Annotated in this window: 24 protein-coding genes and 1 pseudogene; 11 read left to right on the top strand and 14 right to left on the bottom strand. The window is 62.7% G+C overall.

Translation table 11 applies throughout. The features are described from left to right. Nucleotides 1-41 precede the first annotated feature (41 nt). The 3 genes and pseudogenes from H8B02_RS10905 to H8B02_RS10895 form a co-directional block, all read left to right on the top strand. Nucleotides 42-905: pseudogene (locus tag H8B02_RS10905) on the top strand (ABC transporter permease); the annotation flags it as partial. 1 nt (nt 906) lies between these two features. Then, nucleotides 907-1,785 (top strand): ABC transporter permease, encoded by an 879-nt coding sequence (locus tag H8B02_RS10900; protein WP_212316720.1) that lies wholly within the window; start codon nt 907-909, stop codon nt 1,783-1,785. Between the two features lie 183 nt (nt 1,786-1,968). Further along, on the top strand, nt 1,969-2,469 hold the full coding sequence (locus H8B02_RS10895) for a nucleoside deaminase (protein WP_229166243.1): 501 nt from the start codon (nt 1,969-1,971) through the stop codon (nt 2,467-2,469). A 109-nt stretch (nt 2,470-2,578) separates the two neighbouring features. Here the strand turns inward: H8B02_RS10895 and H8B02_RS10890 are convergent, their stop codons facing one another. After that, a complete protein-coding gene (locus H8B02_RS10890; protein ID WP_229166242.1) occupies nt 2,579-3,673 on the bottom strand; it encodes a hypothetical protein in 1,095 nt (364 codons plus the stop codon). Nucleotides 3,674-4,216: 543 nt separating this feature from the next. Between H8B02_RS10890 and H8B02_RS10885 the strand changes: the two genes are divergently transcribed. The 4 genes from H8B02_RS10885 to H8B02_RS10870 all read left to right on the top strand — a co-directional run bounded on the left by H8B02_RS10885 (nt 4,217) and on the right by H8B02_RS10870 (nt 8,914). Further along, complete coding sequence (locus H8B02_RS10885) at nt 4,217-5,788, top strand: ABC transporter ATP-binding protein (RefSeq protein WP_229166241.1); 1,572 nt, start codon at nt 4,217-4,219, stop codon at nt 5,786-5,788. Then, nucleotides 5,772-6,863 carry an ABC transporter permease gene (locus H8B02_RS10880; protein WP_092122242.1) on the top strand — a complete coding sequence of 364 codons (1,092 nt, stop codon included), beginning with the start codon at nt 5,772-5,774 and terminating at the stop codon, nt 6,861-6,863. Before H8B02_RS10885 ends, H8B02_RS10880 begins: the two co-directional genes overlap by 17 nt. Further along, nucleotides 6,850-7,767 carry an ABC transporter permease gene (locus H8B02_RS10875; RefSeq protein ID WP_212316714.1) on the top strand — a complete coding sequence of 306 codons (918 nt, stop codon included), beginning with the start codon at nt 6,850-6,852 and terminating at the stop codon, nt 7,765-7,767. Before H8B02_RS10880 ends, H8B02_RS10875 begins: the two co-directional genes overlap by 14 nt. 70 nt (nt 7,768-7,837) lie before the next feature. Continuing rightward, entirely contained in the window at nt 7,838-8,914 is a 1,077-nt protein-coding gene (locus H8B02_RS10870; RefSeq protein ID WP_229166240.1) for a BMP family ABC transporter substrate-binding protein, read from the top strand. 55 nt (nt 8,915-8,969) lie between these two features. Here the strand turns inward: H8B02_RS10870 and H8B02_RS10865 are convergent, their stop codons facing one another. Continuing rightward, entirely contained in the window at nt 8,970-10,319 is a 1,350-nt protein-coding gene (locus H8B02_RS10865; protein WP_229166266.1) for an 8-oxoguanine deaminase, read from the bottom strand. Between the two features lie 132 nt (nt 10,320-10,451). On the opposite strand from H8B02_RS10865, the gene H8B02_RS10860 reads away from it, so the two are divergent. Next, nucleotides 10,452-11,273 (top strand): FAD binding domain-containing protein, encoded by an 822-nt coding sequence (locus H8B02_RS10860; protein ID WP_229166239.1) that lies wholly within the window; start codon nt 10,452-10,454, stop codon nt 11,271-11,273. Further along, nucleotides 11,270-13,990: a molybdopterin-dependent oxidoreductase gene (locus tag H8B02_RS10855; RefSeq protein WP_229166238.1), complete on the top strand. Its 2,721-nt coding sequence runs from the start codon at nt 11,270-11,272 to the stop codon at nt 13,988-13,990. Before H8B02_RS10860 ends, H8B02_RS10855 begins: the two co-directional genes overlap by 4 nt. 15 nt (nt 13,991-14,005) lie before the next feature. Here the strand turns inward: H8B02_RS10855 and pucL are convergent, their stop codons facing one another. The 3 genes from pucL to H8B02_RS10840 form a co-directional block, all read right to left on the bottom strand. Further along, nucleotides 14,006-14,848: a factor-independent urate hydroxylase gene (gene pucL, locus H8B02_RS10850; RefSeq protein WP_229166237.1), complete on the bottom strand. Its 843-nt coding sequence runs from the start codon at nt 14,846-14,848 to the stop codon at nt 14,006-14,008. Between the two features lie 315 nt (nt 14,849-15,163). Continuing rightward, the gene (gene uraD, locus H8B02_RS10845; RefSeq protein WP_229166236.1) at nt 15,164-16,045 is read right to left on the bottom strand and encodes a 2-oxo-4-hydroxy-4-carboxy-5-ureidoimidazoline decarboxylase; all 882 of its coding nucleotides are present in this window, start codon (nt 16,043-16,045) and stop codon (nt 15,164-15,166) included. Between the two features lie 89 nt (nt 16,046-16,134). Then, nucleotides 16,135-16,425 carry a hypothetical protein gene (locus H8B02_RS10840; RefSeq protein ID WP_229166235.1) on the bottom strand — a complete coding sequence of 97 codons (291 nt, stop codon included), beginning with the start codon at nt 16,423-16,425 and terminating at the stop codon, nt 16,135-16,137. On the opposite strand from H8B02_RS10840, the gene H8B02_RS10835 reads away from it, so the two are divergent. After that, nucleotides 16,316-16,852 carry a hypothetical protein gene (locus H8B02_RS10835; RefSeq protein WP_229166271.1) on the top strand — a complete coding sequence of 179 codons (537 nt, stop codon included), beginning with the start codon at nt 16,316-16,318 and terminating at the stop codon, nt 16,850-16,852. The two genes, H8B02_RS10840 and H8B02_RS10835, sit on opposite strands and share 110 nt — an antisense overlap. A 509-nt stretch (nt 16,853-17,361) precedes the next feature. Here H8B02_RS10835 and H8B02_RS10830 read toward each other — a convergent pair. From H8B02_RS10830 to H8B02_RS10810, 5 genes are read right to left on the bottom strand one after another with little or no spacing between them, the layout of a single operon-like run. Next, nucleotides 17,362-18,387, bottom strand: coding sequence for an aromatic ring-hydroxylating dioxygenase subunit alpha (locus tag H8B02_RS10830; protein WP_229166234.1), 1,026 nt, complete (start codon nt 18,385-18,387; stop codon nt 17,362-17,364). A 15-nt stretch (nt 18,388-18,402) separates the two neighbouring features. Next, nucleotides 18,403-19,764: an amidohydrolase family protein gene (locus H8B02_RS10825; protein ID WP_229166233.1), complete on the bottom strand. Its 1,362-nt coding sequence runs from the start codon at nt 19,762-19,764 to the stop codon at nt 18,403-18,405. Beyond that, nucleotides 19,761-20,561, bottom strand: coding sequence for an ABC transporter permease (locus H8B02_RS10820; protein WP_229166232.1), 801 nt, complete (start codon nt 20,559-20,561; stop codon nt 19,761-19,763). Before H8B02_RS10820 ends, H8B02_RS10825 begins: the two co-directional genes overlap by 4 nt. Next, nucleotides 20,558-21,412 carry an ABC transporter ATP-binding protein gene (locus tag H8B02_RS10815; RefSeq protein WP_376711638.1) on the bottom strand — a complete coding sequence of 285 codons (855 nt, stop codon included), beginning with the start codon at nt 21,410-21,412 and terminating at the stop codon, nt 20,558-20,560. The genes H8B02_RS10820 and H8B02_RS10815 overlap by 4 nt, the downstream gene beginning before the upstream one ends. Nucleotides 21,413-21,420: 8 nt before the next feature. Beyond that, on the bottom strand, nt 21,421-22,362 hold the full coding sequence (locus H8B02_RS10810) for an ABC transporter substrate-binding protein (RefSeq protein ID WP_229166231.1): 942 nt from the start codon (nt 22,360-22,362) through the stop codon (nt 21,421-21,423). Between the two features lie 341 nt (nt 22,363-22,703). On the opposite strand from H8B02_RS10810, the gene H8B02_RS10805 reads away from it, so the two are divergent. Continuing rightward, nucleotides 22,704-23,102, top strand: coding sequence for a RidA family protein (locus H8B02_RS10805; protein ID WP_229166264.1), 399 nt, complete (start codon nt 22,704-22,706; stop codon nt 23,100-23,102). A 63-nt stretch (nt 23,103-23,165) separates the two neighbouring features. Here the strand turns inward: H8B02_RS10805 and H8B02_RS10800 are convergent, their stop codons facing one another. From H8B02_RS10800 to H8B02_RS10785, 4 genes are read right to left on the bottom strand one after another with little or no spacing between them, the layout of a single operon-like run. Further along, nucleotides 23,166-23,750 carry an NAD(P)H-dependent oxidoreductase gene (locus H8B02_RS10800; protein WP_229166230.1) on the bottom strand — a complete coding sequence of 195 codons (585 nt, stop codon included), beginning with the start codon at nt 23,748-23,750 and terminating at the stop codon, nt 23,166-23,168. A 1-nt stretch (nt 23,751) separates the two neighbouring features. Beyond that, on the bottom strand, nt 23,752-25,110 hold the full coding sequence (locus H8B02_RS10795; RefSeq protein WP_376711640.1) for an FAD-binding oxidoreductase: 1,359 nt from the start codon (nt 25,108-25,110) through the stop codon (nt 23,752-23,754). Then, nucleotides 25,104-25,931: a cysteine hydrolase family protein gene (locus tag H8B02_RS10790; protein ID WP_229166229.1), complete on the bottom strand. Its 828-nt coding sequence runs from the start codon at nt 25,929-25,931 to the stop codon at nt 25,104-25,106. Before H8B02_RS10790 ends, H8B02_RS10795 begins: the two co-directional genes overlap by 7 nt. Further along, nucleotides 25,928-26,353, bottom strand: a complete 426-nt coding sequence (locus H8B02_RS10785) for a cupin domain-containing protein (protein ID WP_229166228.1) — start codon at nt 26,351-26,353, stop codon at nt 25,928-25,930. Before H8B02_RS10785 ends, H8B02_RS10790 begins: the two co-directional genes overlap by 4 nt. Between the last annotated feature and the right edge of the window lie 151 nt (nt 26,354-26,504).

Genomic DNA, 26,504 nt, shown 5'->3' with positions numbered 1-26,504 from the left:
CCATCACCGCGATTCATCCTTCGATGATGCAAGACCGCAAGACCTTCGTTGCCTGGCTCCAGGCTGCACCGATGATGCTCGTTTTCTCGGTGTTCTTTCTCTTGCCGCTGCTTCTTGTGACGATTGTCAGCGCGTGGGACTACAACGAGTATGAAATGATCCCGGCCTTTAGCCTGCGTGGCTACAGCGACACGTTCGAGGGATGCATCGCCGATCTGCCCAACCTCTGCACCATCTTGAAGACCTATCTGAAGACGCTGAAATTGTGCCTGCTGACCTGGAGCCTGACCCTTCTGATCGGCTTCACCGTCGCTTATTTTCTCGCGTTCCACGTCCGGTCCAAAACCTGGCAGATCGTACTGACCTTGCTTTGCACCATCCCGTTCTGGACGTCGAATGTGATCCGCATGATCGCATGGATTCCGCTGCTTGGCCGGAACGGGTTGGTCAACAGGGGGCTCGAGGGCGTGGGACTGATCCGGCAACCGCTGGAGTGGCTCTTGTTCTCGGAGTTCTCCGTCGTACTTGCCCTCGTTCACCTCTTCACATTCTTCATGGTGGTGCCGATCTTCAACTCGATGATTCGCATCGACAAGCGTTTGATCGAAGCCGCCTATGACGCCGGCGCCACCGGATGGCAGACCCTGGTCAACGTCGTTATTCCGCTGGCAAAACCCGGAATCGTCATTGGTTCGATCTTCGTGATCACGATCGTAATGGGCGATTTTGTCACGATAGGCGTGATGGGCGGCCAACAGATTGCATCTGCAGGCAAGATCATCGAGACGCGCCTGAATGCGCTGCAATTCCCGGCCGCCGCGGCCAATGCGGTCATCCTGCTCGGCATCACGATCCTGATCATTTCGGCGCTGACCCGAATCGTCGATGTTCGCAAGGAGCTGTGAGATGAACGAGAAGCGATCGCGATCCTTCTATCTTCTCGCCGCATTTTTCACCGCTTACGTCTTGTTTTTATACGGGCCGATGTTCGCGATCTACATCCTGTCGTTTCAGGGGCCGGATGGCGGCCTGACATTCCCCATGAATGGTGTGTCCCTGGTGTGGTTCGGCAAGGTATTCTCCGGCTCAGGCATCGTCGACATCGCCGCGGCTTTCAGGCGATCGCTTCAGCTCGGCCTCGTCGTCATGGTGCTTACGGTCGTCCTCTCGGTTTCGGCAGGTCTGGCCTTCCGCAGATCGTTCCGCGGCGCGACCTTGCTATTCTACGTGGCCATTGCCAGCCTGATCATGCCATCGATTATCACCTCGCTCGGCATCGCCCTGGAATTCCGGCTGCTTGACGACTTCATCATCAAGAGCGGCGCCGCGGATTGGACGACGGCAATGGGGCTTTTTACATCGGGCCTTGGTGCACATCTGACCTGGACCTTGCCTTTTGGTCTCCTGATCATGTTTGCGATCTTCAACAGGTTCGATAGCCGGCTTGAAGAAGCCGCACGCGACCTGGGCGCCACGCCGTGGCAGACATTTCGGCATGTTGTGCTGCCGATCATACTGCCATCCGTCGTCGGTATCGGCCTGTTTGGGTTCACCTTGTCCTGGGACGAACTCGCGCGCTCGAGCCAGACCATCGGCCCTGTCAATACGCTGCCCCTTGACCTGCAGGGCCTGACGACCACCGTCACGAAGCCAGATATCTATGCGCTCGGAACATTGACGAGCGCTGTTTCCTTTCTCGTCATCTTTCTGGCGCTGGTTGTCATTCTTGTGCTTCAGGCCCGGCAGAGACGTCATGGATCGGACGCGGGCAAGGGACTGGTGTAAGATCCTCACACGCATCCGGATCATCGAATGGCCCCGCCGCCTTGATCGGGAGAGAATGGCCGGGCCAGCGACGCCATTGCAGCCGTGAGAGCCGAGATTGCCGTCGTCACGATTTCAGGAAAGGAAGACGCCGGCTGACAATTCGCAGCCGCCGCGTAGATGTGACTGGCAAGGAGACCGTTGATGAGCGACGCGGACAACTCGAACCACCTGCTCGATGACGAGAGCTTTCTGCGGCACTCGTTCGCGGTTGCGCGCCGCGCGATCGGCAATGGCAATCATCCCTTCGGCGCCGTTCTCGTGAATCGCGAAGGCAGCGTCCTGCTCGAGGCCGAGAACGGCTTCATGCCGTCGCGCGACGGCACGGCCCACGCCGAGCGACTGCTGGCGACCCTGGCATGCACGACGTTGTCCGCGGAGGTCCTCGCGACTGCGACGCTGTATTCATCCGCCGAGCCGTGTGCCATGTGCGCCGGGGCGATCTACTGGGCCGGAATCGGCCGCATCGTCTACGGACTGAGCGAACACCGCTTGCGCGAACTGACCGGCAATCACCCTGATAATCCGACGCTCGATCTGCCCTGCCGCAACGTGTTCGATAGCGGTCAACGCACAACCGAGGTCGTCGGCCCGTTGCTTGAAGACGAAGCCGCGGTCGTGCACGAGGGCATCTGGACCCGATAGGCGCGCAGCGACCCTGTCGATCGGAATCCCGCCGTGCAGGAACGTGAAAAGTGGCGCCGCGGTGTGTCGCGGCGCCACCAGGAGCCACCCGTGGAACGGATCGGGTGGATCAGAACTTCACAGAGATACCGGAGTAGAGCGATTCTTCGGTACAGGAATTGTTGCTGACGCCGGGCGAGACATTGCAGACGACGCTCTTGGCGTGATCGAGGCCGAACTTGTTCTGCCAATACCGGTAGGCTACCCAGACGTCCACGAAATGTGAATACTTCGGACCCCAGAGCGCCTTGCTCGCGTCAAAGGTCAGACGGATCGGTTCGGAGTTGAGCTCGACGGCCGTGCTGATGTTGGTAACCGGATTGAACGCCATCGGTTCGTTCTCGGTGCCCTTCTTGCCGTACCAACCTGCGCGACCACTGATCGAGAAGTACTGCATGTTCTCGGGCAGGAAGCCGAGATCCATGTAGTAGTTTACTTCGACGGCCCAGGTCGGCTTGAACTTGGTATTGCCGTCGCTGAGGCAGCTCACGCCGGGTACACCCGGGCCGAACAGACCGCACTGGTCGAACGCATTGTGGTTATGGAACTCGTAGTACATCAACGGCGACACGTTGATGTAACCCTTGTACGGAAGATTGAATTCGAACTGGAGACCGGCGACGACGTCACGCTTGGCGGGCGCCAGGAAGTTGTTTTCCGTGTTGGCGTCCATGCCGACTTCGAACGAGATGTTGTTCAGCGGCCCCATGCTGAACGCCTTCGTGTTGAAGATCTGATTCCAGCCGAAGGTCGAGCGGAACAGGCCGTAGATCTCGGTCGCACCGGCGCAGGTTGCCGGAGCTCCCGTGATGGTCACGCCGACATTCGAGCACGGTGACGCCGGGTCGTTATGATCCGACTTGTACATCGAGATCGTGAAGAAGTTCTGACCATAGGCCCAGATATCGAAATGCGTGAACGAGTAGACCTGCTTGGCGGTCTTTCCGTTGATGCTGCCGTCAGGGCGGACGGAGAATACGCCCGGATCCGTGCCGGAGAAGATGTAGGAGTAGGTCACGCGGTCGTCGATGACCAGGAAGAATGGCAGATCAGCTGCCGGCTTGGGTGCCTTGACTGGCAGATCTGCGGCGCTTGCAAGGTTAGCGACCGGCATCAACCCCAATGATAGTGCCGCGGCCGACATGGTTCGGCGGATGTTGAACATTGTGAAAGACCCCCAGGAGTGAACGCAACGAATTCGTGCTGATGCAGGAGCGTGGCGCAGCTTCGGGGCGAACGGGAAGCCCGAAGTTTCTCCACGCGCTGACGCGTGTTTGATCAGCAACCTCCGCGAGATCAGTCTGGTTGGGCCAGTCCTGTAGCGGTTGACGGCCGCAAAATTCGCTTCGACGGAATTCTGGATTTTTCAAATTATGCCCATCATTGCTCGACTTCCGCGACATTTGCGCACAGCACGGGGACGTAACGCCGGGGCGCGGGAAATCCGCTGGAATCCTGCGGTGACACGCTGCTCAACTTTGCGTCATCGTTGACCGCTCCACTTTCGAATTGGATCGACAGTCACATTTCTGCAACAACTTCCACGGACGTGGAAGCAAGGCCGACTGACAGTCGACCCCGCAAATTTACGGAGCGATTCAACCGTGCCAAAGCCTTGAGCAAGCACTGGCGCTTTTTCCCTACTTACGCGTGCGTGAAAACTGGCCCACTATTGCGGCTCCTCTCTCCACGCATGCGATATCCCGGGATGCCAGACACGACATCTGCCGCGCAGCACACAGGTGCCACGCCGCTTCTGCAGACGGTCGGCTTGACCAAGCGCTACGGTTCGTTTCTCGCCAACGACAAGATCGATCTCGATATTCGGCCGCAAGAGATCCATGCGTTGCTCGGCGAGAACGGCGCCGGAAAATCCACCCTGGTCAAGACGATCTACGGCCTGATCCAGCCGAGCGAGGGCGAGATCCGCTGGCAGGGCAGGACGATCGTGCTGTCTGGGCCATCGGATGCGCGCGCACATGGAATCGGCATGGTGTTCCAGCATTTCTCGCTGTTCGACAATCTGACGGTCGCCGAGAATGTTGCGCTCGGCCTCGACGGCAAGGAGCCGTTCAAGGACATGTCGGCGCGCCTCGAGCAGGTGTCGCGTACATACGGACTTCCACTCGATCCGAAGCGAGAGGTCTGGCAGCTTTCGGTTGGCGAGCGGCAGCGTATCGAGATCGTGCGCGCGCTGATGCAGAATCCACAATTCCTGATCCTCGACGAGCCGACAGCCGTGCTGACACCTCAGGAGGCCGATCAGCTCTTCATCGTGCTCAATCGCCTCAAGGCCGAAGGCCGCGCGATTCTCTACATCAGCCACAAGCTGGACGAGGTGAAGCGGCTCTGCGACACCGCAACGATCCTGCGCGGCGGACGGAAGGTTGAGACCTGCAATCCCAGGGCTGAGACCGCGGCGTCACTTGCGCGCATGATGGTCGGCGGCGAGATCATGGAAGTGAAGGCTGCGGCGAGCCGCCAGATCACCGTGCCTCGCCTGCTGGTCAACGATCTCAGCCTCACACCCGACGATCCGCACGGCATACGGCTCGAGCACATCTCGTTCGAGCTCAGGGGTGGTGAAATTCTAGGCATCGCCGGTGTTGCCGGTAACGGACAGGACGAACTGTTCGCAGCCCTTTCCGGCGAGCGGCTGGCGAAAGACCCGGGCACGATCGTGATCGACGGGCACGCGGCGGGTCACCTGTCGATCACCAGGCGCCGCAAGCTGGGTGCGGCCTTCATCCCGGAGGAAAGGCTCGGCCACGGCACGGCGCCGCGCATGCGGCTCTCGGAAAACGCCCTCCTGACCGGCCACGCCATCGGCAATATGGTGCTTCATGGCTTCGTGAACACGGCCGCGACCCTGAAGACCGTCGACCGCACGACCGAGACTTTCGACGTGCGCAAAGCCAAGCGCGACCCGGAGGCGGCGAGCCTGTCGGGCGGCAACCTGCAGAAATTCATCGTCGGCCGCGAAATCCTCCGCGATCCCGTCGTGCTGATCGTGAACCAGCCGACCTGGGGCGTCGACGCGGGTGCGGCCGCCGTGATCCGGCAGGCCCTGCTCGATCTTGCCGCAGGCGGCGCCGCGGTGCTGGTGACGAGCCAGGACCTCGATGAACTTGCCGAAATCACCGACCGCATCGCCGTGATGTTCCATGGCCGCCTGTCGGCCCCCGTGCCAACCGCCGAAGCCAGCCGCGAGACACTTGGCCTGCTGATGGGCGGCAGCAGCATCGAAGCTCCGGAGACACCTCATGCAACTCGTGCTTGAGAAGCGCGCCGAGCGCTCGGCCACGATCGCGCTCATCTCGCCGCTGATCGCAATCGGACTCACGATCGCCACCTTGTGCATCGTGTTCGCAGTGCTCGGCAAGAATCCGATTGCCGCGCTCGCCGTCTACTTCATCGACCCTCTGACCGACGGCTACTCCCTGCAGGAAATCGCGGTCAAGGCGACGCCGCTGGTCATGATCGCGATCGGGCTGTCGTTGTGCTATCTCGCCAACGCCTGGAATATCGGTGCCGAAGGCCAATTCCTGATCGGCGCGGTGGCCGGGAGTTGGCTCGCGGTGAAGACCCAGGGCACCGATGCCGGCCACTGGGTGTTGCCGGCGATGCTCGTGCTCGGCGCGGCCGCGGGCGCGCTCTACGCACTGATTCCGGCGATCTGCAAGGTGCGGTTCGGCGCCAGCGAGATCCTGACCTCGCTGATGCTGGTCTATGTCGCCGACCTCCTGCTGGACTATCTCGTGCGCGGTCCCTGGCGTGATCCGCAAGGCTTCAACTTCCCGACCACGGCCGAGTTCGATCCGGTGGCAACCGTGCCGACGCTGATCGAAGGCGGCCGGCTGCATCTTGGCTCGATCATCGCACTGTTCGTGGTGGCCGCCGGCGCGGTGCTGCTCGGCAGGACCATCAAGGGCTTCGAGATCCGGGTCGTCGGCGCCGCGCCGCGGGCAGCGCGGTTCGGCGGGTTCAACGCCAACCAGCTGGTGCTGCTGACCTTTGCAATCTCCGGCGCGCTGGCCGGGCTCGCCGGCATCATCGAGGTGGCCGGCCCGGTCGGCCATCTGCAGCCCGGTATTTCGCCAGGTTATGGCTTCACTGCGATCATCGTCGCCTTCCTCGGGCGACTGAACCCAATTGGAATATTAATTGCAGGACTGTTCCTCGCATTGACCTTTATCGGCGGCGAGCAGGCCCAGATCGCGATGAAAATCCCGTTGGACGTCACCAAGGTGTTCCAGGGCATTCTGCTGTTCTACGTGCTCGCCTGCGATTCCCTGATCCTCTACCGCTTTCGGCTTATTTCCTCATCGCCAAAGGTGCAAAGTGGGGCTCATTGAGGCCATCATCCTGTCGGTGCTGGCGGCTTCCACGCCGCTGTTGCTCGCAGCCACCGGCGAACTCGTGACCGAGCGCTCGGGTGTGCTCAACCTCGGCGTCGAAGGCATGATGATCGTCGGCGCGGCCTGCGGCTTCGGCGGCGCGTGGCTCTCCGGTTCGATCATCGTCGGCGCGCTCTGCGGCATGGTCGCCGGCATCCTGATGTCGCTGATCTTTGCGCTGATGGCGCTCGGGCTCGCGGTCAACCAGGTCGCGACCGGCCTCGCGCTGACCATCCTCGGAATCGGATTGTCCGGCCTGATCGGCGCCGGCTTCGTCGGCGAACGCATCACGCCGGCGCCGCATCTCCACATTCCGGGCCTCAGCGACATTCCGCTGGCGGGGCGCATCCTGTTTGGAGAGGACGGATTTGTCTATCTCTCGATCGCCCTGGTGGTCGGCGTCTGGTGGTTCCTGTATCGGACGCGGGCCGGGCTGATCTTGCGCGCCTGCGGCGACAACCACGTCTCCGCCCATGCGTTGGGCTATCCGGTGCTCCGGATCCGGCTCTATGCGGTGATGTTCGGCGGCGCCTGCGCCGGGCTTGCCGGCGCCTATCTGCCGCTCGCCTACACGCCCTTCTTCATTCCCGGCATGACCGCAGGCCGCGGCTGGATCGCACTGGCCTTGACGGTTTTCGCGAGTTGGCGGCCGGCCCGGCTGGTCGTCGGAGCTTACCTGTTTGGCGCCGTCACCATTCTTCAGCTCCACGCGCAAGGCGCCGGCATCGGAATTCCATCTCAGTTCATGTCGTCGCTGCCCTATCTCGCAACCATCATTGTTCTGGTTCTGCTCTCGCGCGCGCGCACCGGCGGCTCGACGGCGCCCGCTGCGCTCGGAACCGTATTCGTGCCGGACCGCTAGCTTGATGTCGGTACGTGCCGCGATGGGGCGCCCACGTTCCGAACTATGGTTTCCCCGTTTGGAGATTGAGATGAAGAGAACATTATTTGCGGCGGCAGCGATACTCCTGGCCGGATGCATCAACAGCGGCGCCTGGGCCGCCGACAAGCTGAAGGTTGGCTTTATCTATCTCGGACCGGTCGGCGACCTTGGCTGGACCTATCAGCACGAACTGGCGCGCCAGGCTCTTGTGAAGGAACTTGGCGACAAGATCGAAACGACATTCCTCGAGAACGTGCCGGAAGGACCGGACGCCGAACGCGCGATCGAACAGCTCGTGCGTGCCGGCAACAAGCTGATCTTCACCACATCCTTCGGCTACATGGATCCGACGCTGAAGGTCGCGAAGAAATATCCCAATGTGCACTTCGAACATTGCTCGGGATACAAGCGCGACAAGAACATGTCGACCTATTCGGCGCGCTGGTACCAGGGCCGCTACATCCAGGGCCTGATCGCGGCCAAGATGTCGAAGGCCGGCGTGCTCGGCTACATCGGCTCGTTCCCGATTCCTGAGGTCGTGTCGGGCATCAACGCGACGATGCTGGGCGCCCAGACCATCAACCCGAACATCAAGGTCAAGATCATCTGGGTGAACTCCTGGTTCGATCCCGGCAAGGAAGCCGACGCCGCCAAGGCCCTGCTCGACCAGGGCGCCGATATGATCATGCAGCACACCGACAGCCCGGCTGCAATGCAGGTGTCAAGCGAACGCGGCAAGCTCGCATTCGGCCAGGACTCTGAAATGATCAAGTTCGGTCCCAAGGCGCAGCTGACCTCGATCCTCGACACCTGGGCGCCCTACTACATTGAGCGCGTCAAGGCCGAGCTCGCCGGCACCTGGAAATCCGAAGACACCTGGGGAGGCCTCGAAAGCAAGATGTTCGAGATGGCTCCCTACACCAACATGCCCGACGACGTGAAGAAGATGGCGGAGGACACTCAGGCCGCTATCGCCTCGGGCAAGCTGCATCCATTTAAATGCCCCGTCGTCACGCAGGACGGCAAGGACGTCGAATGCAAGGGCGGCGATCACCTCGAGGACACTCAGATCCTGGGCATGAATTTCTACGTCAAAGGGATCGACGACAAGCTCCCCGGGAAATAGACCCGATCACGGCCAGGCTCGGGCTCGGGTGATCCGGCCCGAGTTTCCTTGCGCGCTATCCCGCGTGCATTGCATTCGCAGCTGCGCTGTGACGTCGGATGAGGTCCGGGACATCGAGCCCGGGAATGGCTCCGTCGATCACGACCCATCTCCCTCCGACCATCACCCGATCAGCACGATGTGCGCCGCAAAGCACCAACGCGGCAAGTGGGTCGCCAGAGCCGGAGAAGCGTAGCTCATCAAGCTTGAACAGCGCGAGATCAGCCGCCTTGCCGACGGCGATCTCGCCCAGTTCCGGACGGCCGACGCAGGCAGCCGAGCCCCTGGTCGCCCATCGCAACGCATCCTTGTGGCTGACCTTCGTTACGCCGTAACGGGCACGCTGCAGCAGGAACGCGGCGCGGACCTCCTGCATCAGGTTGGATCCGTCGTTCGACGCCGAGCCGTCGACACCGATCCCGATCACCACGCCGGCCTCCTCCATCTCGCAGACCGGACAGCAGCCGGACGCCAGGATCTGGTTGCTGCAGGCGCAATGGCTAATGGTCGTTCCGGCCCCGGCCAGCCGTTTCATCTCCTGTGCATCGAAGAAGATGCCGTGAGCCAGCCAGGTCCGGGCATTCAGCCATCCGCACTGCTCGAGGTAATCGAGCGGGCGACAGCCAAATATCTGCTGGCAAAACCTGTTCTCGTCCTCGGTCTCGGCAAGATGCGTGTGCAGCCGGACGTCGAGCCTGCCGGCGAGATCGGCGGTCGAGCGCATCAGCGACGACGTCACCGAGAACGGCGAACACGGCGCCAGGGCGATCTGCACCATCGCGTCCTCGCCGCGCTCGTGATGCTTCGACACCAGCCGCTCGCTGTCGACAAGGATCGCATCCTCGTCCTGCACCACACTGTCTGGCGGCAACCCGCCGTCGCGCTGCGAGAGATTCATCGAGCCGCGGGTGAGCAGCACACGGATACCCAGCCGCCTAGCCACCGCGACCTCGATGTCGATCGCCTCCTCGAGGCCCGCCGGAAACACGTAGTGGTGATCGGTGGTCGTGGTACAACCAGACAGCAGCAACTCGGACATCGCGACGCTGACGCCGAGTTCGAGCGATTGCGGGGTCAGTCGCGCCCACACCGGATACAGCGCCTGCAGCCAGGGAAACAGCTCGCGATCCATCGCAGCCGGCAGCGCCCGCGTCAGCGTCTGATAGAAATGATGGTGGGTATTGATCAACCCGGGCAGCACGACATGGGCGCTCGCGTCGTAGACCGCAACATTCGCCGTCGTCGGCTGATGCCCGGCGCCCACGCACTCGACGATCTTGCCGCCATAGACCACAACGCCGCGTTCGGCTCCGTTGGCCAGAATCGACAGGGGATCCTTGATCCAGATTGCCTGCATTTGATCCATCATTTTCGTCTCCCGAGCCGGCGAACGCCATTCCTGACCTGCAAGGACCGTCCCACGTCCCGCGAGACTTGGCGTTGCTCTTGCAGGACTTCATAGTCAATGATGCATCTCGTTGAAAGCGCTGGCGTATCCATGGACTTGAACACCATCACCGAGGTTGTCCATCCGCTCTCGCGGGCACAACTGCCCGTTTGGACGGCAGGCGATGCCTGGCTCGCGGGCGGGACCTGGCTGTTCTCGGAGCCCCAGGTGCATCTCATCCGCCTGATCGATCTCGCTGAGCTGAATTGGCCGGCCCTCACGATTGGTGACACGCATCTGAGCATTGCGGCGACCTGTACGGTCGCGCAGCTCGATGCCTTGGCCTGCCCGCCGGACTGGATGGCCGCGCCGCTGATCAACCAGTGCTGCCGTGCTTTTCTCGCTTCGTTCAAGATCTGGAAGACCGCGACCGTCGGCGGCAACATCTGCATGTCGCTCCCGGCGGGACCGATGATTTCACTGACCTCGGCGCTCGATGGCGTGTGCACGATCTGGACGGCGAGCGGCGGCGAGCGAACCATCCCGGTCATGGACTTCGTGACCGGCGATCATGCAAACGTGCTGGCCCCCGGTGACCTGCTGCGGCAAATCGATATCCCGATCGCTGCCCTGAAGCGGCGCTCGGCATTCCGCCAGATTTCGCTGACGCCAGTCGGCCGCTCAGCCGCGCTGCTGATCGGCAGCGTCGACAACAACGGCAGCTTCACACTGACCGTCACCGCCTCGACGGTGCGGCCGGTGCAATTGTCGTTTCCTGCCATGCCTCGTGCCGACCAACTCCGCGACACGATCCAGCGGCTCATTGCGGATGGCCTCTACCACGCCGACGTCCATGGCAGGCCGCTGTGGCGCAAGCACATGACGTTGCGGCTTGCCGAGGAGATCCGCGACGAATTGCAGGCGCACCCATGACGTTCGAGATCAACGGCAAGACGTTCTCGAATCCACCGCGTGCCGGACAATGCCTGCGCACGTTCCTGCGCGAGCTCGGCCATCTCGGCGTCAAGAAGGGCTGCGATGCCGGCGACTGCGGCGCCTGCACGGTGCTGCTCGACGGCGAGCCGGTCCATAGCTGCCTGATCCCGGCATTCCGCGCCGACGGCCATGCAATAACCACCATCGAGGGCTTTGCCGGCATCACCGGCACGCATCCGCTGCAGCAGGCGTTTCTCGATGCGCAGGGATTTCAGTGCGGCTTCTGCACTGCCGGCATGATCCTGACCGGTGCCTCGCTGAACCAGGCACAACGGCAGGACCTGGATGCGGCGTTAAAGGGCAATATCTGCCGCTGCACCGGCTATCGTTCGATCCAGGACGCGCTCGACGGCAAGACCAACATAGAGGATGCCACGCCCGGCACGGCCTTTGGCCGCAGCCTGCCCGCCCCCGCGGGCCCCCTGATCGTGCGCGGTGCAGCGCCCTACACCTTCGACACGACGATCGACGGCCTGCTGCACATCAAGCTGCTGCGTTCTCCTCACGCCCACGCGAGAATAGTCGCGATCGACAAGACGGATGCGCTGAAGGCCGCCGGCGTCCACGCGGTGCTGACGCATGAGGACGCGCCCGATTGCCTGTTCTCGACCGCGCGCCACGAGCGCGACTGGATGGATCCCGATGACACCAGGGTGCTCGACACGACCGTCCGCTTCATCGGTCAGAAGGTCGCAGCTGTGGTGGCGGACAGCGAAGCCGCCGCGGAAAATGCCTGCCGGCTGATCAAGGTCGCGTATGAGATCCTTCCCGCCGTGTTCGATCCCACCGAATCTATCGCCGCGGGCGCTCCGGCGATTCATGCCGACAAGACGGCCGCGCATCGCGTCGCCAATGCCGCGCGCAACATTGTCGCCGAAACGCATGGCGAGTTTGGCGACGTCACACGCGGATTCGCCGAGGCTGCTGTCACCTATGAGGGGACCTTCACCACCCAGCGCGTCCAGCACGCCGCACTGGAGACCCATGGCGGGCTGGCATGGCTTGACGCCTCGGGCGTGCTCAACGTCCGTTCCAGCACGCAGGTCCCATTCCTCACCCGCCGCGCGCTGGCCAGCCTCTTCAAGCTGCCGACGGACAAGGTCCGGGTGTTCTGCGAGCGCGTCGGCGGCGGCTTCGGCGGCAAGCAGGAGATGCTCGTCGAGGACATCCTGGCGCTCGCCGCGCTCCGCACCGGGCGGCCGGTCAAGCTCGAACTCACACGCGAAGAGCAATTCACGGCGACCTCGACGCGGCATCCAATGCGGGTGACAGTCAAGGCGGGGGCCGACAAGGACGGCAATCTGACAGCCCTGCAGCTCGATGTGCTCTCGAACACGGGTGCCTATGGCAATCACGCAGGCCCTGTGCTCTTCCACGCGGTCAGCGAATGCATCAGCGTCTACAACTGCCCGAACAAGAAGGTTGATGCGATTGCCAGCTACACGAACACGCTGCCGGCCGGCGCCTTCCGCGGCTATGGTCTGCCGCAGACGCTGATCGCCGTCGAGGCGGCCATCGACGAACTCGCCAAACAGCTCCGCATCTCGCCGTTCGATATACGCCGTCGCAATGTCGTCAGGCCAGGCGACCCGATGCTCTCGCCACCCGGCTCCGAATATCACGACGTGACGTATGGCTCCTACGGCCTCGACCAGTGTCTCGACCTGGTTGAGCGCGCGATGTCAGCGGAAACCCCCGCACCGCAGCTCTCCGCCGACTGGCTGGTCGGCGACGGCATCGCGCTGACCATGATCGATACCGTACCACCCGCCGGCCACCTCGCGGATTGCAGGATTAGGCTCTGCCACGACGGGCATTTCGAGCTGACCGTCGGCACCGCGGAATTCGGTAACGGCACCAGCACGGTGCATCGCCAGATCGCGGCCACCGCGCTCGCCACTTCGGTCGATCGCATCCGCCTGAGACAATCCGACACCGCGCATGGCGGCCACGACACCGGCGCCTATGGCAGCGCGGGGATTTTCGTGGCCGGAAGCGCGACTCAGGCCGCGGCCGAGAATCTGGCGGGCGACTTGAGGGCGCTGGCCTGCCGTCTGGCTGGAGGTGATCCTGGCACGTGCGTGCTGGAGGCCGATCACGCGATCTGCGGCAGGCAGCGACTGCCCTATATCGAGCTTGCGCGCTCGGCGCGCGGCAGCGGCCAGGTCCTGCAAGCCAGCGGTACGTCGGAGGGAACGCCGCGTTCGGTCGCATTCAACGTGCAGGGGTTTCGCGTCGCAGTGAACAAGGGTACCGGCGCGCTCAAGATCCTGAGGAGCGTGCAGGCCGCCGATGCCGGCCGTGTCGCCAACCCGATGCAGTGCCGCGGTCAGGTCGAGGGCGGCGTGGCGCAATCGCTGGGCGCGGCACTCTTTGAGGAGTTGGTGATCGACAGCGGCGGCCGCGTGATCAATCCAAGTTTCCGGGACTATCACTTGGCATCTTTTGCAGACGTACCGCGCACCGACGTCTATTTTGCCGACACCTCCGACAGCGTCGGCCCGATGGGAGCGAAATCGATGAGCGAGAGCCCCTACAACCCCGTCGCCGCCGCGCTCGGCAACGCCATCGCCGACGCCACCGGCATCCGCTTTACCGACGTTCCCTTCAAGCCTGACCGGCTGTTTCCGGAGTTGCTGAAGAAATTCGGCTAATGTCTTGGGCAGCCCCTATCTCCGCCCCACCGTACACTCGATCTGGCCATGCGGCTCGTCGGTGGGGAGGAACACGTCGTTGTTGTTGTCCAGTCCGAAAGGCGAAAGATTCATCGGGATGAAGTGCATGTTCGGGCAAGCCATGCTGATCTCGGATATCTCGGATACCGCTGCGAGTGCCGCCTCTCCCATGCGGTATAGACTGTCCTGCACGCTCTTGCTGTAGGTTGTCGAAAAGACCTTCAGCAAGGTATCGAGGATATGTGAATTCGCTGCCGGATAGCTTTCGGGCTTCGCGGACCATGTCCACGACGCGACCATGCTGGTCGCGCAGATGCGATCTGCGGTCTCCGGGATCGTGGTGTAGCGATCCTTGACATAGTTCTCCCAGCCCGACTGGGTCGACTTCATGAATGCGAACCCATCGATGCCCGAAACCAGCGCCGGCCCGCCGGTGCTCGTCATCGTGACTTCAACCGTCGGACGGCCGTTGGCGTCGAGCACGAAACTGTGTGGATGTGGCTTGCCGTCGAAACTCAGCCGGCTCCATTTGGTCTCGTGCGAAGTAATCGCGACGGATGAAATCTGCGGATAGGTCTCGAGATATTTGCTCGCCAGGACCTGGCAGAATTCCTCGGCACAAAGACCGGTGTTCTCGCGCGCCACGATGTTGACGATGTTCTTGATGGTGTCGGTCGAGACCGTCATCCTGTTGTCGGCGTGGGTAAAGGTGGGAGCGAAATCGCCTTCGAGCATCGCCCTGATGCTCAATTGACTGACCTCCTGCCGCTCTCCGTCACGGTGAATCCGCATCACGCGGACCCGGCCCTTGCCATATCGGTTCTTGATCAGCGACACGTCAAAGTCTCCAGCAATGGCACCAGGCCAGCAACGCCCGCCGCCTCTCGCAGCCAGTATCGAGCAACGTTCGTGCCATCGGCAAGCCCATGCCACGCACTGTGGACGGATAAAGAATGCCGATCACCGGATTTAGCGGCATCCACAGCACGGCTATCGCTGCCGGATTCTTCACCATGCTTGCCGAACCTTTCAGCAACCGTCCACCGCTTGCGCTTGTGCACCGAGGGCCGCTTCGGTGGAATCAAAACGGAGGCCCGGATTCCGGTTGACGAGTTTTCTTTTCACCAGCCGAAGCTCACTTCGCTCGAAACACTAGCTGCCACGATAGGTCGCGTAGCTCCACGGCGTCACGAGCAGCGGCACATGGAGATGGCCTTCGGGTTCGCTGACGGAAAAGCGCAGGGGTATCCGGTCAAGGAACGGTGGATCAGACAAAGGCACGCCGCGCCTGGCGAAATAGTCGCCGACGCTGAACAGCAGCTCGTACGTCCCGGCCGGAACGGGACGGCCGCCAATCAAGGGCTGGTCCGTCCGGCCGTCGGCGTTGGTCAAGGCACGCGTCACCACGCGGCTCGTGCCCAGCCCCGCGAGTTCGATCAGCTCGACTGCAATCCCGGCAGCGGGCTTGCCGCTGTGGGTATCCAGCACGTGGGTCGAGAGACGCCCGTGAACGGCAAGCCGGTCGTCAGCCATCACGATCTGGTCGAGCCTCAGGGCCGCGATGCGGCAGATCTCGTCCACCGAGGTCTGCATTTCGACCGCGATGTCGTTCGGCAGGCGTCGCTCGAAATCACGTAGAATGGAATCCTTGGTGTGGCGCCGCACGCAGACGATGTAAGGAAATCCGAACTTCGCGCGGTAGGCATTGTTGACGCGCTGAAACGCATCGTATTCCGCACCCGACAGCCGATCGAGCCCCGCGCTATTTTGCTCGGCAAAGGAATCATCGGTGAGACCCGCTGCACGCTGCGTCTTGTCGGCGAGGTCGGGATGCATCTTGATCAGTGCCAGTCGCAGTTCGGCCGGTGCCTGCTCGACCGCCGCCTTCATCGCCATGAACAATTGAGCGATCCCGGCATACGGCCGCTTCATCGCAACCTGTTCGGCAACCCACGGCGAATGCTCGAAGACATTGGCGAGGGCCGCGACAAAGTCATCTCGGCTGGCATTGTTGAGATCAATCAACGTCGTCATGAATTCGTCCGCTGGTCCATTCGATGGATGGCTCTTCGACATGCGGCGCGCAGGGTCATTCCGCGCGATGCACGGCACGCTGCAATGCACTAGTCTCCCTGTTTCCGCCGGTCGTAGGACAAACCGAACAATCCGGTCCGCTGCGTTTCCGGTTCGGGCGGCGGCGCAGCTTCCTTGGACTCGGCCGCTGGCGCTGCAGCGACCGGCACGTCCTGGCACTTCATCGAATAGACCAGCTCGCCTTTCGCAGTCCGGCCGATCGGGGCGCAAATGTCTGCTGGTGCGGCCGCAGCTTTCGGAACGGCTTTGGGCGCCGGCCGCGTCTCGGCCGCCGCCGGCGAAGCGGCCAACAGCATGACTAACAAGATTTTCGTCTTCATCGGCTGTGTGTTCTCGGATGGTTTGCGCGCGTGCGATTGGAGTCTGCCAACGATAGACCCTGCCAAAAGTTTAGTCGCGCCCAATTATTTTGCGCACCACTTCGTGATCGCCGCCGGGCTAAGCAACCCTGTTGCAAGCACTATTTGCGGAAAACCAGGCCGAACGATTCCTCCGGCCAGGAGCCCAAGGGAGAACCCAATGAAGAAAAACACTCGCGTTGTTTACGTCGTGACGGCCGGTCTGCTGCTCGGATCGACCTTACAAAGCGCGATGGCCTCGGAGCGCCATCGCAAGCCACAGGTTGCACCGGTTCAGCAATCGCAGTCCCGTCCGACCGACGCCTATGCGGCCTGGCAGCAACCCAGGGTAAACAGCCCCGTTTCCTCTTATTACACCGGCGGCTATTCGGCTCCGGCCGGACACTAGTCCAACTCCAGACTCTGGCGCGCCAAGACAACTTCGGCCTGATGCCTGCCCGTCCGGCCGAAGTCGCGCCCGCAACGGCTCGCTGCGCGAGCCGATCAACAACATGGCTTCACCGTCGGACATGGCTACTCTGCTTCAAGGTGGTACCACCGGAGCTTCTCACGTGTGATGCAACGAATGGCGCGATCAGCGAGCCACTTTTTTGCAGTGCCGTACTGGACGACATGAACCGAGAAGCCGCCGCAGGGGTCTCCAAGCACGCCGACCTCCTCCACGGCTTCACATCCCGGCCAGAGCCGGATCTCCCGAAGGCACTCCTGCACGAGCGCGGTCCGAACAACACCCGCCGTGTATCTCACAGAACCACTCCAAGTCCCGGGCGCATCGATCGGTCTATGCCCTATGCGTCGGAGGCAGCGTGCGGCCAATCTTGTCGGTGAATTGCCAGACCTGCTTCCGTCGAAGCAACGCAGGCTCTCCGGGCCTCAACGACGGAAGTTCGCCTCGGTTCAAGCGACCCTCTCCCTCGGCTGCTCCTTTTCGTTGTGCTCGCCCAAAAGCTCGAGCAGGCGCTTTCGCATGATCATTCCGGGCCGATCGGAAGGCATGTGCATTTCGAGCTTCCGGCTCATGTCGACGATCGCGTCAGGGTCGGTCGATTCGAGCATCTCGCGATCCTCTGCGATGATGGCGGCGTCCCAATCGATCAGCTCCTGGGTGGAGCAATCGGCTTCGGTATCATTGCGGAACAGCAGCTGCACGACCTGGATCTGGCCATCAGAGATCGGCGTCGCGCAATTGAAGATGATGTGACGAATGCCGGACGGATACTCCATGTCGAGGCGGCGGCAGAACGGCATGAACCACTTGTTGCGCTGATGACGTTTCGTGGCTGGATCGGTTGTGCCGCTGATCCGGAAAGCGTTCGGCGGATTGCGGATGGTGATGATCGTCTCGGCGTCGAAGCCATCCTCGGTTTCGGTGATCTCGTACTTCTCGGGCTTTGGCTGATTGATGTCGCCGAACGTCCCCTTGTGCACAAATGCGAAATGGGCATTGTCGAACGAGTTTTCCATCAGGCGGAGCGCCGCCGTGTCCCACTTTTCATAGAACTGATGGATGCGGCGGTAGCCCGCCTTGTTCTCTTCGGCAATGTCGGGAATGCCGCGCAGCGGCTCATCCAGAGCGACCCAGACATAACCATACCGTGCGCTGGCCCGGAACGAGCGCGCCCTGGCATCGGGAATCGGCTGCTCGAAGGGAAACTGCGGGACCATGACCAGCTTGCCGTCGCGGTCGTACTCCCAACCGTGATAGCCGCAGACGATATTCCCGTTGTTGCACCAGCCTTTCGACAGCTTGGCGGTGCGATGGCAGCAGCGATCCTCGAGCGCGGCCGGCTCGCCATTGGCATCCAGGAACAGTACGATCGGCTCCCCGAGCAGGGTGAACGGCTGCGGGCCCTCCCTGAGATGGTCGACGGGCATCGTTGCGTACCAGAAGCGGCGCAGCACGGGTTGCTTGGTAGCGAGCATCATTTCCTCCGCGGTTCAGGCAGCCAGACGCGAGACAACGCGGGCCGCATCGAATTTCAGCTTCTGCATGTCGAGGCCGGGAATCGCGCCGTCCTCGACGACCGGGCGACCACCGACCAGCAAATGGCGAACGTGCGCCGAACCTGCGCACGTCACCGGCGCGATCATGGGATCGTGCATGCCGAAGTGGCGTGGCTGGTCCAGGCTGAAGATGGCGATATCGGCCTGCTGGCCTGGCGCCAGCGTACCGATCCGCGGCAGGCCCAGCACGCGCGCACCTCCCGCAGTGGCCCAATGCACGACGTCTTCCGCGGTCACCGCGTCGGCTCCCTTCACGGCGCGATGTGTGTGCCAGCAACTATGCATCTCGCTGATCATGTCGGCCGCCTCGTTGGAGGCTGCACCATCCACGCCGAGCGACACCGCGCCGCCCAGCCGCGCCATCGCGTCCGCCGGCGCGACGCCGGAACCGAGGCGGCAATTGGATTGCGGACAATGCGCCATGCCGGTGCCGGAGCGGGCCAGGATCGCCACCTCTTCCGGATCGAGATGTACGAGGTGCGCGAACCAGACGTCCTCGCCGAGCCAGTCGTGCTCTGCGAGCCAGTGGACTGGCCGTTTGCCATGAACCGACAAACAGAAGTCGACATAATCCGACGTCTCCGAAAGATGGCTGTGCAGCCGCAGCTTCATTCGCCGCGCGGCGGCGATCACCTCGCGCAACTCGCCAGGATCCAGCGACCAGGTGGGCGTGGTCGGCGCCAGCGCGACGTGGGTCAGGCTGTCCGGTGACGGATCGTGGAAGCGCTGCGCACAGGCCTCGACCGATTGCAGCATCCGGTCCAACGTTTCGACCGGCATCGGCACGGACTGATCGGTATCGAAATGGCGGCTGACGGTGGCGCCCCCGCGGCAGAACACGAGGCGGATGCCGAGGCTGCGGGCAACTTCGAAAATCACTTGCGCCGGATCGAAGCGAAACGTGTCGCTGAACAGATAGTGGTGATCGGCGACCGTGGTGGTACCCGACAGAAGCAGTTCGGCGAGCGCAATCCGCGCGGCAACCGCCAAAGCCTCCTCGTCGATGGCCGACCAGAAGCGGTAGGGCACCGAACGCAGCCACCCTGCGAGCGGAAGATTGATGCCTTCGCGGACGCCTTTCAGCACGCTCTGGAACATGTGGTGATGAGTCGATACAAGACCCGGATAGATCACGCAGCCTTTTGCGTCGAGCCTGCGCTCGCCTGGCTCCGGCTGCAGCATGCCGATTGCGACGATCACACCATTGCGAATCCGGATCGCACCCGTCGTTCGCATCGCATCGCCTGACAGGCCTGTGAAGATCCCGGCCGCATTCTCGATCAGCATTGATGTCATGTCTCGGCCCGGATCTCGCTTTCGTGCCAGTTTGATAACGCAAACCGCGAAAGCGCCGCCATGACGGTGAACAGCACGACGCCGGTCAACGTGATCAGGAACAGCGCCGCGAACATGCGGGGAATATCGAGCGTGAAGCCGGCATCGAGGATCTCATAGGCGAGGCCTGAAGACCGCCCTCCCGTGCCCGCCACGAATTCGGCGACCACCGCGCCGATCAGCGCGAGGCCGCTCGAGATGCGCAGCCCGCCGAAAAAGTACGGCAACGCGCCCGGGATGCGAAGCTTGATCAAGGTCTTCAAGCGGCTGGCCCGGTTCATCCGAAAATAATTGGCAAGGCCTGGATCGACGCTGCGCAGACCTAGCGTGGTGTTCGAGATGATCGGGAATAGCGCGACCAGGGTTGCGCAGATCGTCAGCGACAGCTGGGTGTTCTTCACGAGGATGATGATCAGCGGCGCAATCGCGACCACCGGCGTCACCTGCAGCAGCACCGCATAGGGAAACAGGCTGACCTCGATCGCCCGGCTCTGCACAAACATGAATGCGATCAGGGTGCCGAACACGGTCGCCGCAATGAAGGCCTGCAGCGTCACCCGCAAGGTCACCAGCAGGGCACGCAGCAGCGACGGCCCGTGCTGCACAAGACTTATGAAGATATCACTCGGCTTGGGAAACAGGTACACGGGAACGGAGGCTAGGCGGAAACTGGCCTCCCACAGGCCGAACAGCACGATCCCGACGGCGACCGGGGCCGCGACCCGGACGAAGGCGTCCGATTGCAGGAGCGGCTTCATGCTTCGCCCCCGCCCGACCGCGGCAGCGAAGCTTCAGCGAGCCAGGTCGAGAGCTCCCGGCAATAGGCGGCGAACTTCGGGCTGTCGCGAAACCCGACCTCACGCGGCTGCGGCTCGTCGATCGTCATGGTGCGGAAGATGCGGCCGGGACCGGCAGCCATGACGATGATCCGGGTCGAGAGAAACACAGCCTCATAGATCGAGTGGGTGACGAACACCGTCGTGAGCTTGCGTTCCCACCACAGCCGAACCAGATCGTCGTCCAGTCTGTTGCGCGTGAACTCGTCGAGCGCGCCGAACGGCTCGTCCATCAGGAGGAGGTGGGGCTGCGTCACCAGCGCCCTGGCGATTGATACCCGCATCCTCATGCCGCCCGACAGCTGCCGCGGGTAGTGTTGACTGAACGCCGACAAGCCGACACGCGCGATCGCATCCTCGACCAGCGGGGCCGCCTTCACCCCGGGCATGTCGGCAAGCTCCAGAGGCAGTCGGACATTGGCCTCGACACGCGCCCAGGGCATCAGGGTCGGCTCCTGGAACACGAAGGCGAGCCGCCTCCCCTGCTGCCCGACCTGGCGGTGGTCGCCACGCCACCACAACAGCCGACCGTCGGTTGGCTCGATCAAGTTGGCGATCAGCTTGAGCAACGTACTCTTGCCGCAGCCGGAGGGGCCGATCAGCGTCAGGAATTCGCCGTCCGCGATCGTGAGATCGATCGGCGCAAGGCCCCGCGTGCCGTTCGGAAACAGCTTCTCCGCCGAGAGCACCTCGACGACGGGCGGGCGGCCTTCGGAGGTCGCCATGGGTTCGGTGTCGTCGTCGAACGTGTAGGGCGGCGGCAGAACGTTCATGGACGCTCCTATTTCACGCCAATCCTGAGATCCTTGACGAAACGGTCGTCAAACGACCTTTGCCAGGCGGTCTTGGGATCGAGCAGTTCGCCGGCCACCAGGAAGTCGTAGACTTGCTTGTAGCGCTCGGCGGTGATGATGCCGATCCCGAGCTTCGCCGCGTCGCCGCCGTCGACCGCTTTGCTCTCCTTGAGCTTCTCGATCGCAAATGCGATCTGCCCGTCGGTCATCTTGGGATTGTCGGTCTTGATCAGGCCGTTGGCCAGAGCAGGATTCTGCAAATAGTCGCGCCAACCTTCGAGCGACGCCTTGACGAAGCGAGCCACCACGTCCGGCTTCTCGGCGACCATTTTCTCAGTCGTCACGATTGTCGAGCCGTAGGGTGGATACCCGCCGTCGGCCAGCAGGAAGAACTTCACCTTCTCCTTTTGCTCCTGCGCCTGATATGGCTCGGATGACGGGTAGGCCTGCTGTGCCATGGTCTTGTCAGCGAAGAAAGGCTGCAGGTTGAACGTGTAGGGCCGGATCTGGTCGTCGCTGTAACCGTATTTGGCCTTGAGCCACGGCCAGAACGTCACCCGCGAGGATCCCGCGATCAGCACCGGCCTGCCCTTCAGCGCGGCAAGGTCCGGCACGTCATCATGGGTCATGATCCCCTGCAGGTCGAACTGGAACGACGATGCGACAGTCACGAGCGGCAGGTTCTGCTCGCGTCCTTTCATCACCTGGATGTCGTAACCCATGATGAAATCCGCATCGCCTGCGAGCAGAAGCTGCGTGCCGTTGACCTGGGGACCACCCATCTTGATGGTCACGTCGAGACCGGCCTTGTCATAGAGACCGGTCGCCTTGGCTTGGTAGAATCCGCCATGCTCGGCCTGCGCGAACCAGCTGGTGAGGAAGGTGACCTTGTCGGCGGCCAGAGCAGGTACGAAAGACATCGCAAACATGGCGGTCCCCACCAGGGCGGAAGCAATCGTTCGGGAGGCAATCGTCATGGCCATCGTGGCTACCTTTGATCGTCCGGTGAATGCCGGCTGCGGATGACGTCAATACTGTCTGGACGGGAATGTGCTCGCGCACGGACCGCATCCTCGATGAGCTCAGGATGCACGCGACCACTGTCGCCCGAAAGCATTTTGATTCGAGCGATCCGTTGCCTTTCCGGCAACGCCGATTTTTTGAGCAAGGGGCACCAAATGGCGGCGCCGATCAGCCAAATTTCGGCATGCCGGCGTCGGCGCCTTGGCCTAAGCTCGTAGCAGCAATGACAACTTTTGAGCCTGTGGCGATGAGCTTGCGCGCGCTTTCCCCTCATGCAATTCGTCCCCCGTTCGCACGATACAGCCACGGCATCGTCGTGCCGGCCGGACACCGCCTGGTGTTCACGTCCGGGCAGCTCGGCATCGGTAGCGACGAGACAATTCCTGCGGACAGCGAGGCGCAGTCCGATCTCTGTTTTGCGAATATCGCAGCGATCCTCGCCGAAGATCGGATGACGCTGGCGAACATTGTCCGGCTCAACGCCTATGTGACGGACCGCGAGCACATGCAGGGCTACATGCGGTCGCGTGACCGGCAATTTCCCGGGACGCCGCCGTCCTCGACCCTGATGATCGTGTCCGGCTTCAGCCGGCCGGAATTCCTGGTCGAGATCGAAGCGGTCGCGGCCGCGCCGGACCCGAGCTAGAGAGCTTCCGAGCGAAGCGCATCTCGTTTCGCGGAGAAGGCGCGTCTTGGGACGGAACAGGCTCTAGAACCGGCGCATTTCGTGCCTGACTTTGGCCAGAAAGTGCGCACGCTTGGCCGGCGTTGCAACGTTAATGTGATAGAGCGCATGATAGCGCGTCGTCGCCTTTGCCCCGGTGAACCACGGCAGATATCGCTTGATGAGCTTGCGCGGCGGATCGGCCATCGCAATCGCCTGCCAGCGCGGGCGGCCGTAGGTCGCAATGCCGGAGATGCGGCGAATGTGATGCAGCATCGGCCGCGCCCGCGCGGGATCGGACAGATCGAGCGCGATGCCGGGGCCGAACATGCGATCGAACCAGCCCTTGAGCATGGCCGGCGGCCCGAACGACCAGGTCGGAAACTGTACTACGATCGCGTCGGCCGCCATCAGGCGATCGGCGTAGGCCTGATTGTTGTGCCGGTTGCGCACGGGATCATGGTAGTCGCGCCGACGTTCGGCCGTCAGGATCGGATCGAACCCCTCCGCATAGAGATCGAGCAGATCAACGGCGTGGCCGGCTTCGGCGAGCCCAGCCAGCGCTTCCCCACGGATCGCGGCGTGGAAGCTGTCGGCAAGCGGATGGCAGTAGACATAGAGGACGCGCATGTCAGGACCCGGCAGCGACGAAACTCCGCATCTTGCCGGGATTGAGCAGATTGTGCGGATCGACCTCGCGCTTGAAGCCCAGTTGATCGGCGTCGGCGCGCTTGTAGCGGCTGCCGTCCTCGACCGTGTAGACGTGCGGATTGGCGATGAAAACGCCGCGCTCCTCATGCATCCGGATGATTTCGTTCAGCCGTTCAGCGCCGCGGTAGCGAACGACCGGCAAGCCGCTGCAGGTGACCCGGCCACCAAAGCGGATGAACTCGAGATGTTGCAGCACCTCATCGGGAAACAGCGCCCTCATCTCGGCAACTTTCTCCATCAGGGCATCATGCGGATAGAGACATTGCAGATAGGTGACGGTGCGATCGGACTTCAGGACCTGCAGCGTGGTGTGATTCCAGGTGTATTCGTAGAGCGGCACCTGGCCCGGGCCGTCATCGGTCGGGGTCTCCAGCGTGATGGTCCCGCGACGACCGAGCAACGATTTAAAGCTTTCGAGCGACGGCTCGGCGATCATCGCGATCAGGATGCTCTGTCCCTCGGCCACGCATGATCTCAACGCACCGAAGTAGGACGGAAGCGGCCAGCTGACCGGCGACAGCAACTTCTTCGTGATGCCATCGGCAAGAGCTGCCTCGTAGCCGACCGCCACCGCATCCAGGAAGTCGTCGAAGCAGACGACGACGTCGATCCAGCGCCAGGCTGGAGCCAGCGGCATTTCCAGTGCTGTGATGATCCCGGTGGTGCCATAGGCGCGGTTGATCTTTTGTGCCGCCTCGCCGCGCAATTCGATGATCCGGGGCGTTTCCTCGACGGTGACGACCCGCGCCGCCTGGATATTGCCCGGTTCGCGCAATCCGCCATGCGTCACGGATCCGATGCCGCCGGAGCCGCCGGCAACGAAGCCACCGATTGTCGCCGTGCGCTTGGTGGATGGATGCATGCGCAGTTCCCAGCCCGTCGGCTGCAGGTCGGCGTCGATGGCATTGAGCTTGGCGCCCGCGCCAACCCGTATCGCTCCGGGCGCCGTCCACTCAATGGCTGACAACGCCATGATATCCAGCAGCACCCCGCCCTTGAGCGGCACGGCCTGACCATAGTTTCCCGTACCGCCGGCGCGGACTGTCAGCGGCACGCGATGGCGCGCGCAGGCTGCGGCAAGCCGAAGGACGTCGCGCTCGTCCCGCGGGACGACGATCAGGTCTGCTGATTTATCATTCAGCAGATCATTCAGGATGGGGCTGTACCAGAAGAAGTCGCGCGAACGGCGCCGCACCACCTTGTGGTCGCTGATCACCGTCATGTCGCCGAGATCGGCGACCAGCCTGTCCAGTGCGCCGGCTGAAACTTCGCTCACGATGTCTCGCCCCGGCTGCATTGCACTTGGCTGAGCTCGGACAGTACCTCGTCCGACCTGACGACAAAGCCAAAGCACTGGCGAACGTTGTAGAGCGTGGCGGCAAGGCAATATTCCGGCGACGTCGTGGCCGTGCAATCCTGCAGCAGCAGGCAATCGTAGCCGCGGAAATTGGCGTCCTGCAGCGTGCATAGCACGCACTGGTCGGCATTGACACCGGCAAACATCAGCGTCGTGACGCCGAGATTGCGCAGAATGCTGTCGAGCTCGGTATCCTGGAAACCCGACATCCGGTATTTTGCGACCTCGATATCGGAGGAGCCGACGGCGAGTTCCTCGACGACGGCGGCAGACCAGCTGCCACGCTCCAGCACTCTCGCCCCGGAGCGCGGCAGCGCGTCGCCGAGCCCGACGCCGGCGCCGCTCGGCTTGTAGACATGCAGCAGCGCCGGGCTGAGATTGAGCCGGTCGGGCCGGTTACCCCAGTTGACCCAGATCACCGGCAGTCGGCAATCGCGCAGCACCGGCAGCAGACGCCGTAGCGGTTCGATGGGTGCACGCGCCGGCGCAATGTCGACCCCGATATGGGCCAGCCAGCCGTCCGGATGGCAGAAATCATTCTGCATATCGACGATGATGATTGCGCTGCGCGCAAGGTCGATCGAAATCACCTTGCCGTCGGTCCGGAGCGTAACCGGGCGCGGCGCGGCCGGCTGTCGCACCAAATCGGCGCGGCTGTCCGACACCAGCCAGCGGTTGCGCTCGCTCGAGCCCAACGGCGTCAGCGGTTCGGCGGCCGGGTCATGGCGGGGAGCGAAGTTCATGCCTGGTGCCCCTGCAGCACGCGAATATCCTCCGCATCGAGCTCGACCGGCTCGCCGCCACGGATCAGCTCCGCAAATCCCTCGTTCGGCGTCATCACCGTGAGCGTGTAGAGCTTGCCGGCACCGGTATTCTCGATCACATGCTCGGAGCCTGGATGCAGCAGCAGCGAATCGCCCTTCCGGATCGGCACCGTCCTGCCGTCGCAGCTCGCAAGTCCTTCGCCGTGCAGGACGTGGAAGAATTCATGCGCAATGGCGTGCTCGTTCGGCGGCGTGGCGCCGCCGGGCCGGAAAATCTCGATGACGAAGATGTTGTCTATTTGATCGGTCGTATGATCGAACAGGATTGCGAAATAGTTCGTGTCGTTCGGCGCGATGCGAAAGGCCTTGGCCCTGGCAAGTTGCGCGATACCGAATGCCATGCGTCGGCTCCTGTCGTGGTCAGATCGGCCGGGGCCGATCAAACGCGGTGCGGGTCGCAACCGCCGCCAGCGGATATCGGGCGATCTCGTCGACGAGCGCGACCAGGCGCGCGGCCGCGCGCTCGACCACCATCCTGCCGAGCTCGGCGGT

This window comes from Bradyrhizobium altum (assembly GCF_020889705.1).
GTDB lineage: Bacteria > Pseudomonadota > Alphaproteobacteria > Rhizobiales > Xanthobacteraceae > Bradyrhizobium > Bradyrhizobium altum.
Note: the sequence above shows the minus strand (reverse complement) of the source record. Positions and strands in the feature narration are given on the sequence as shown.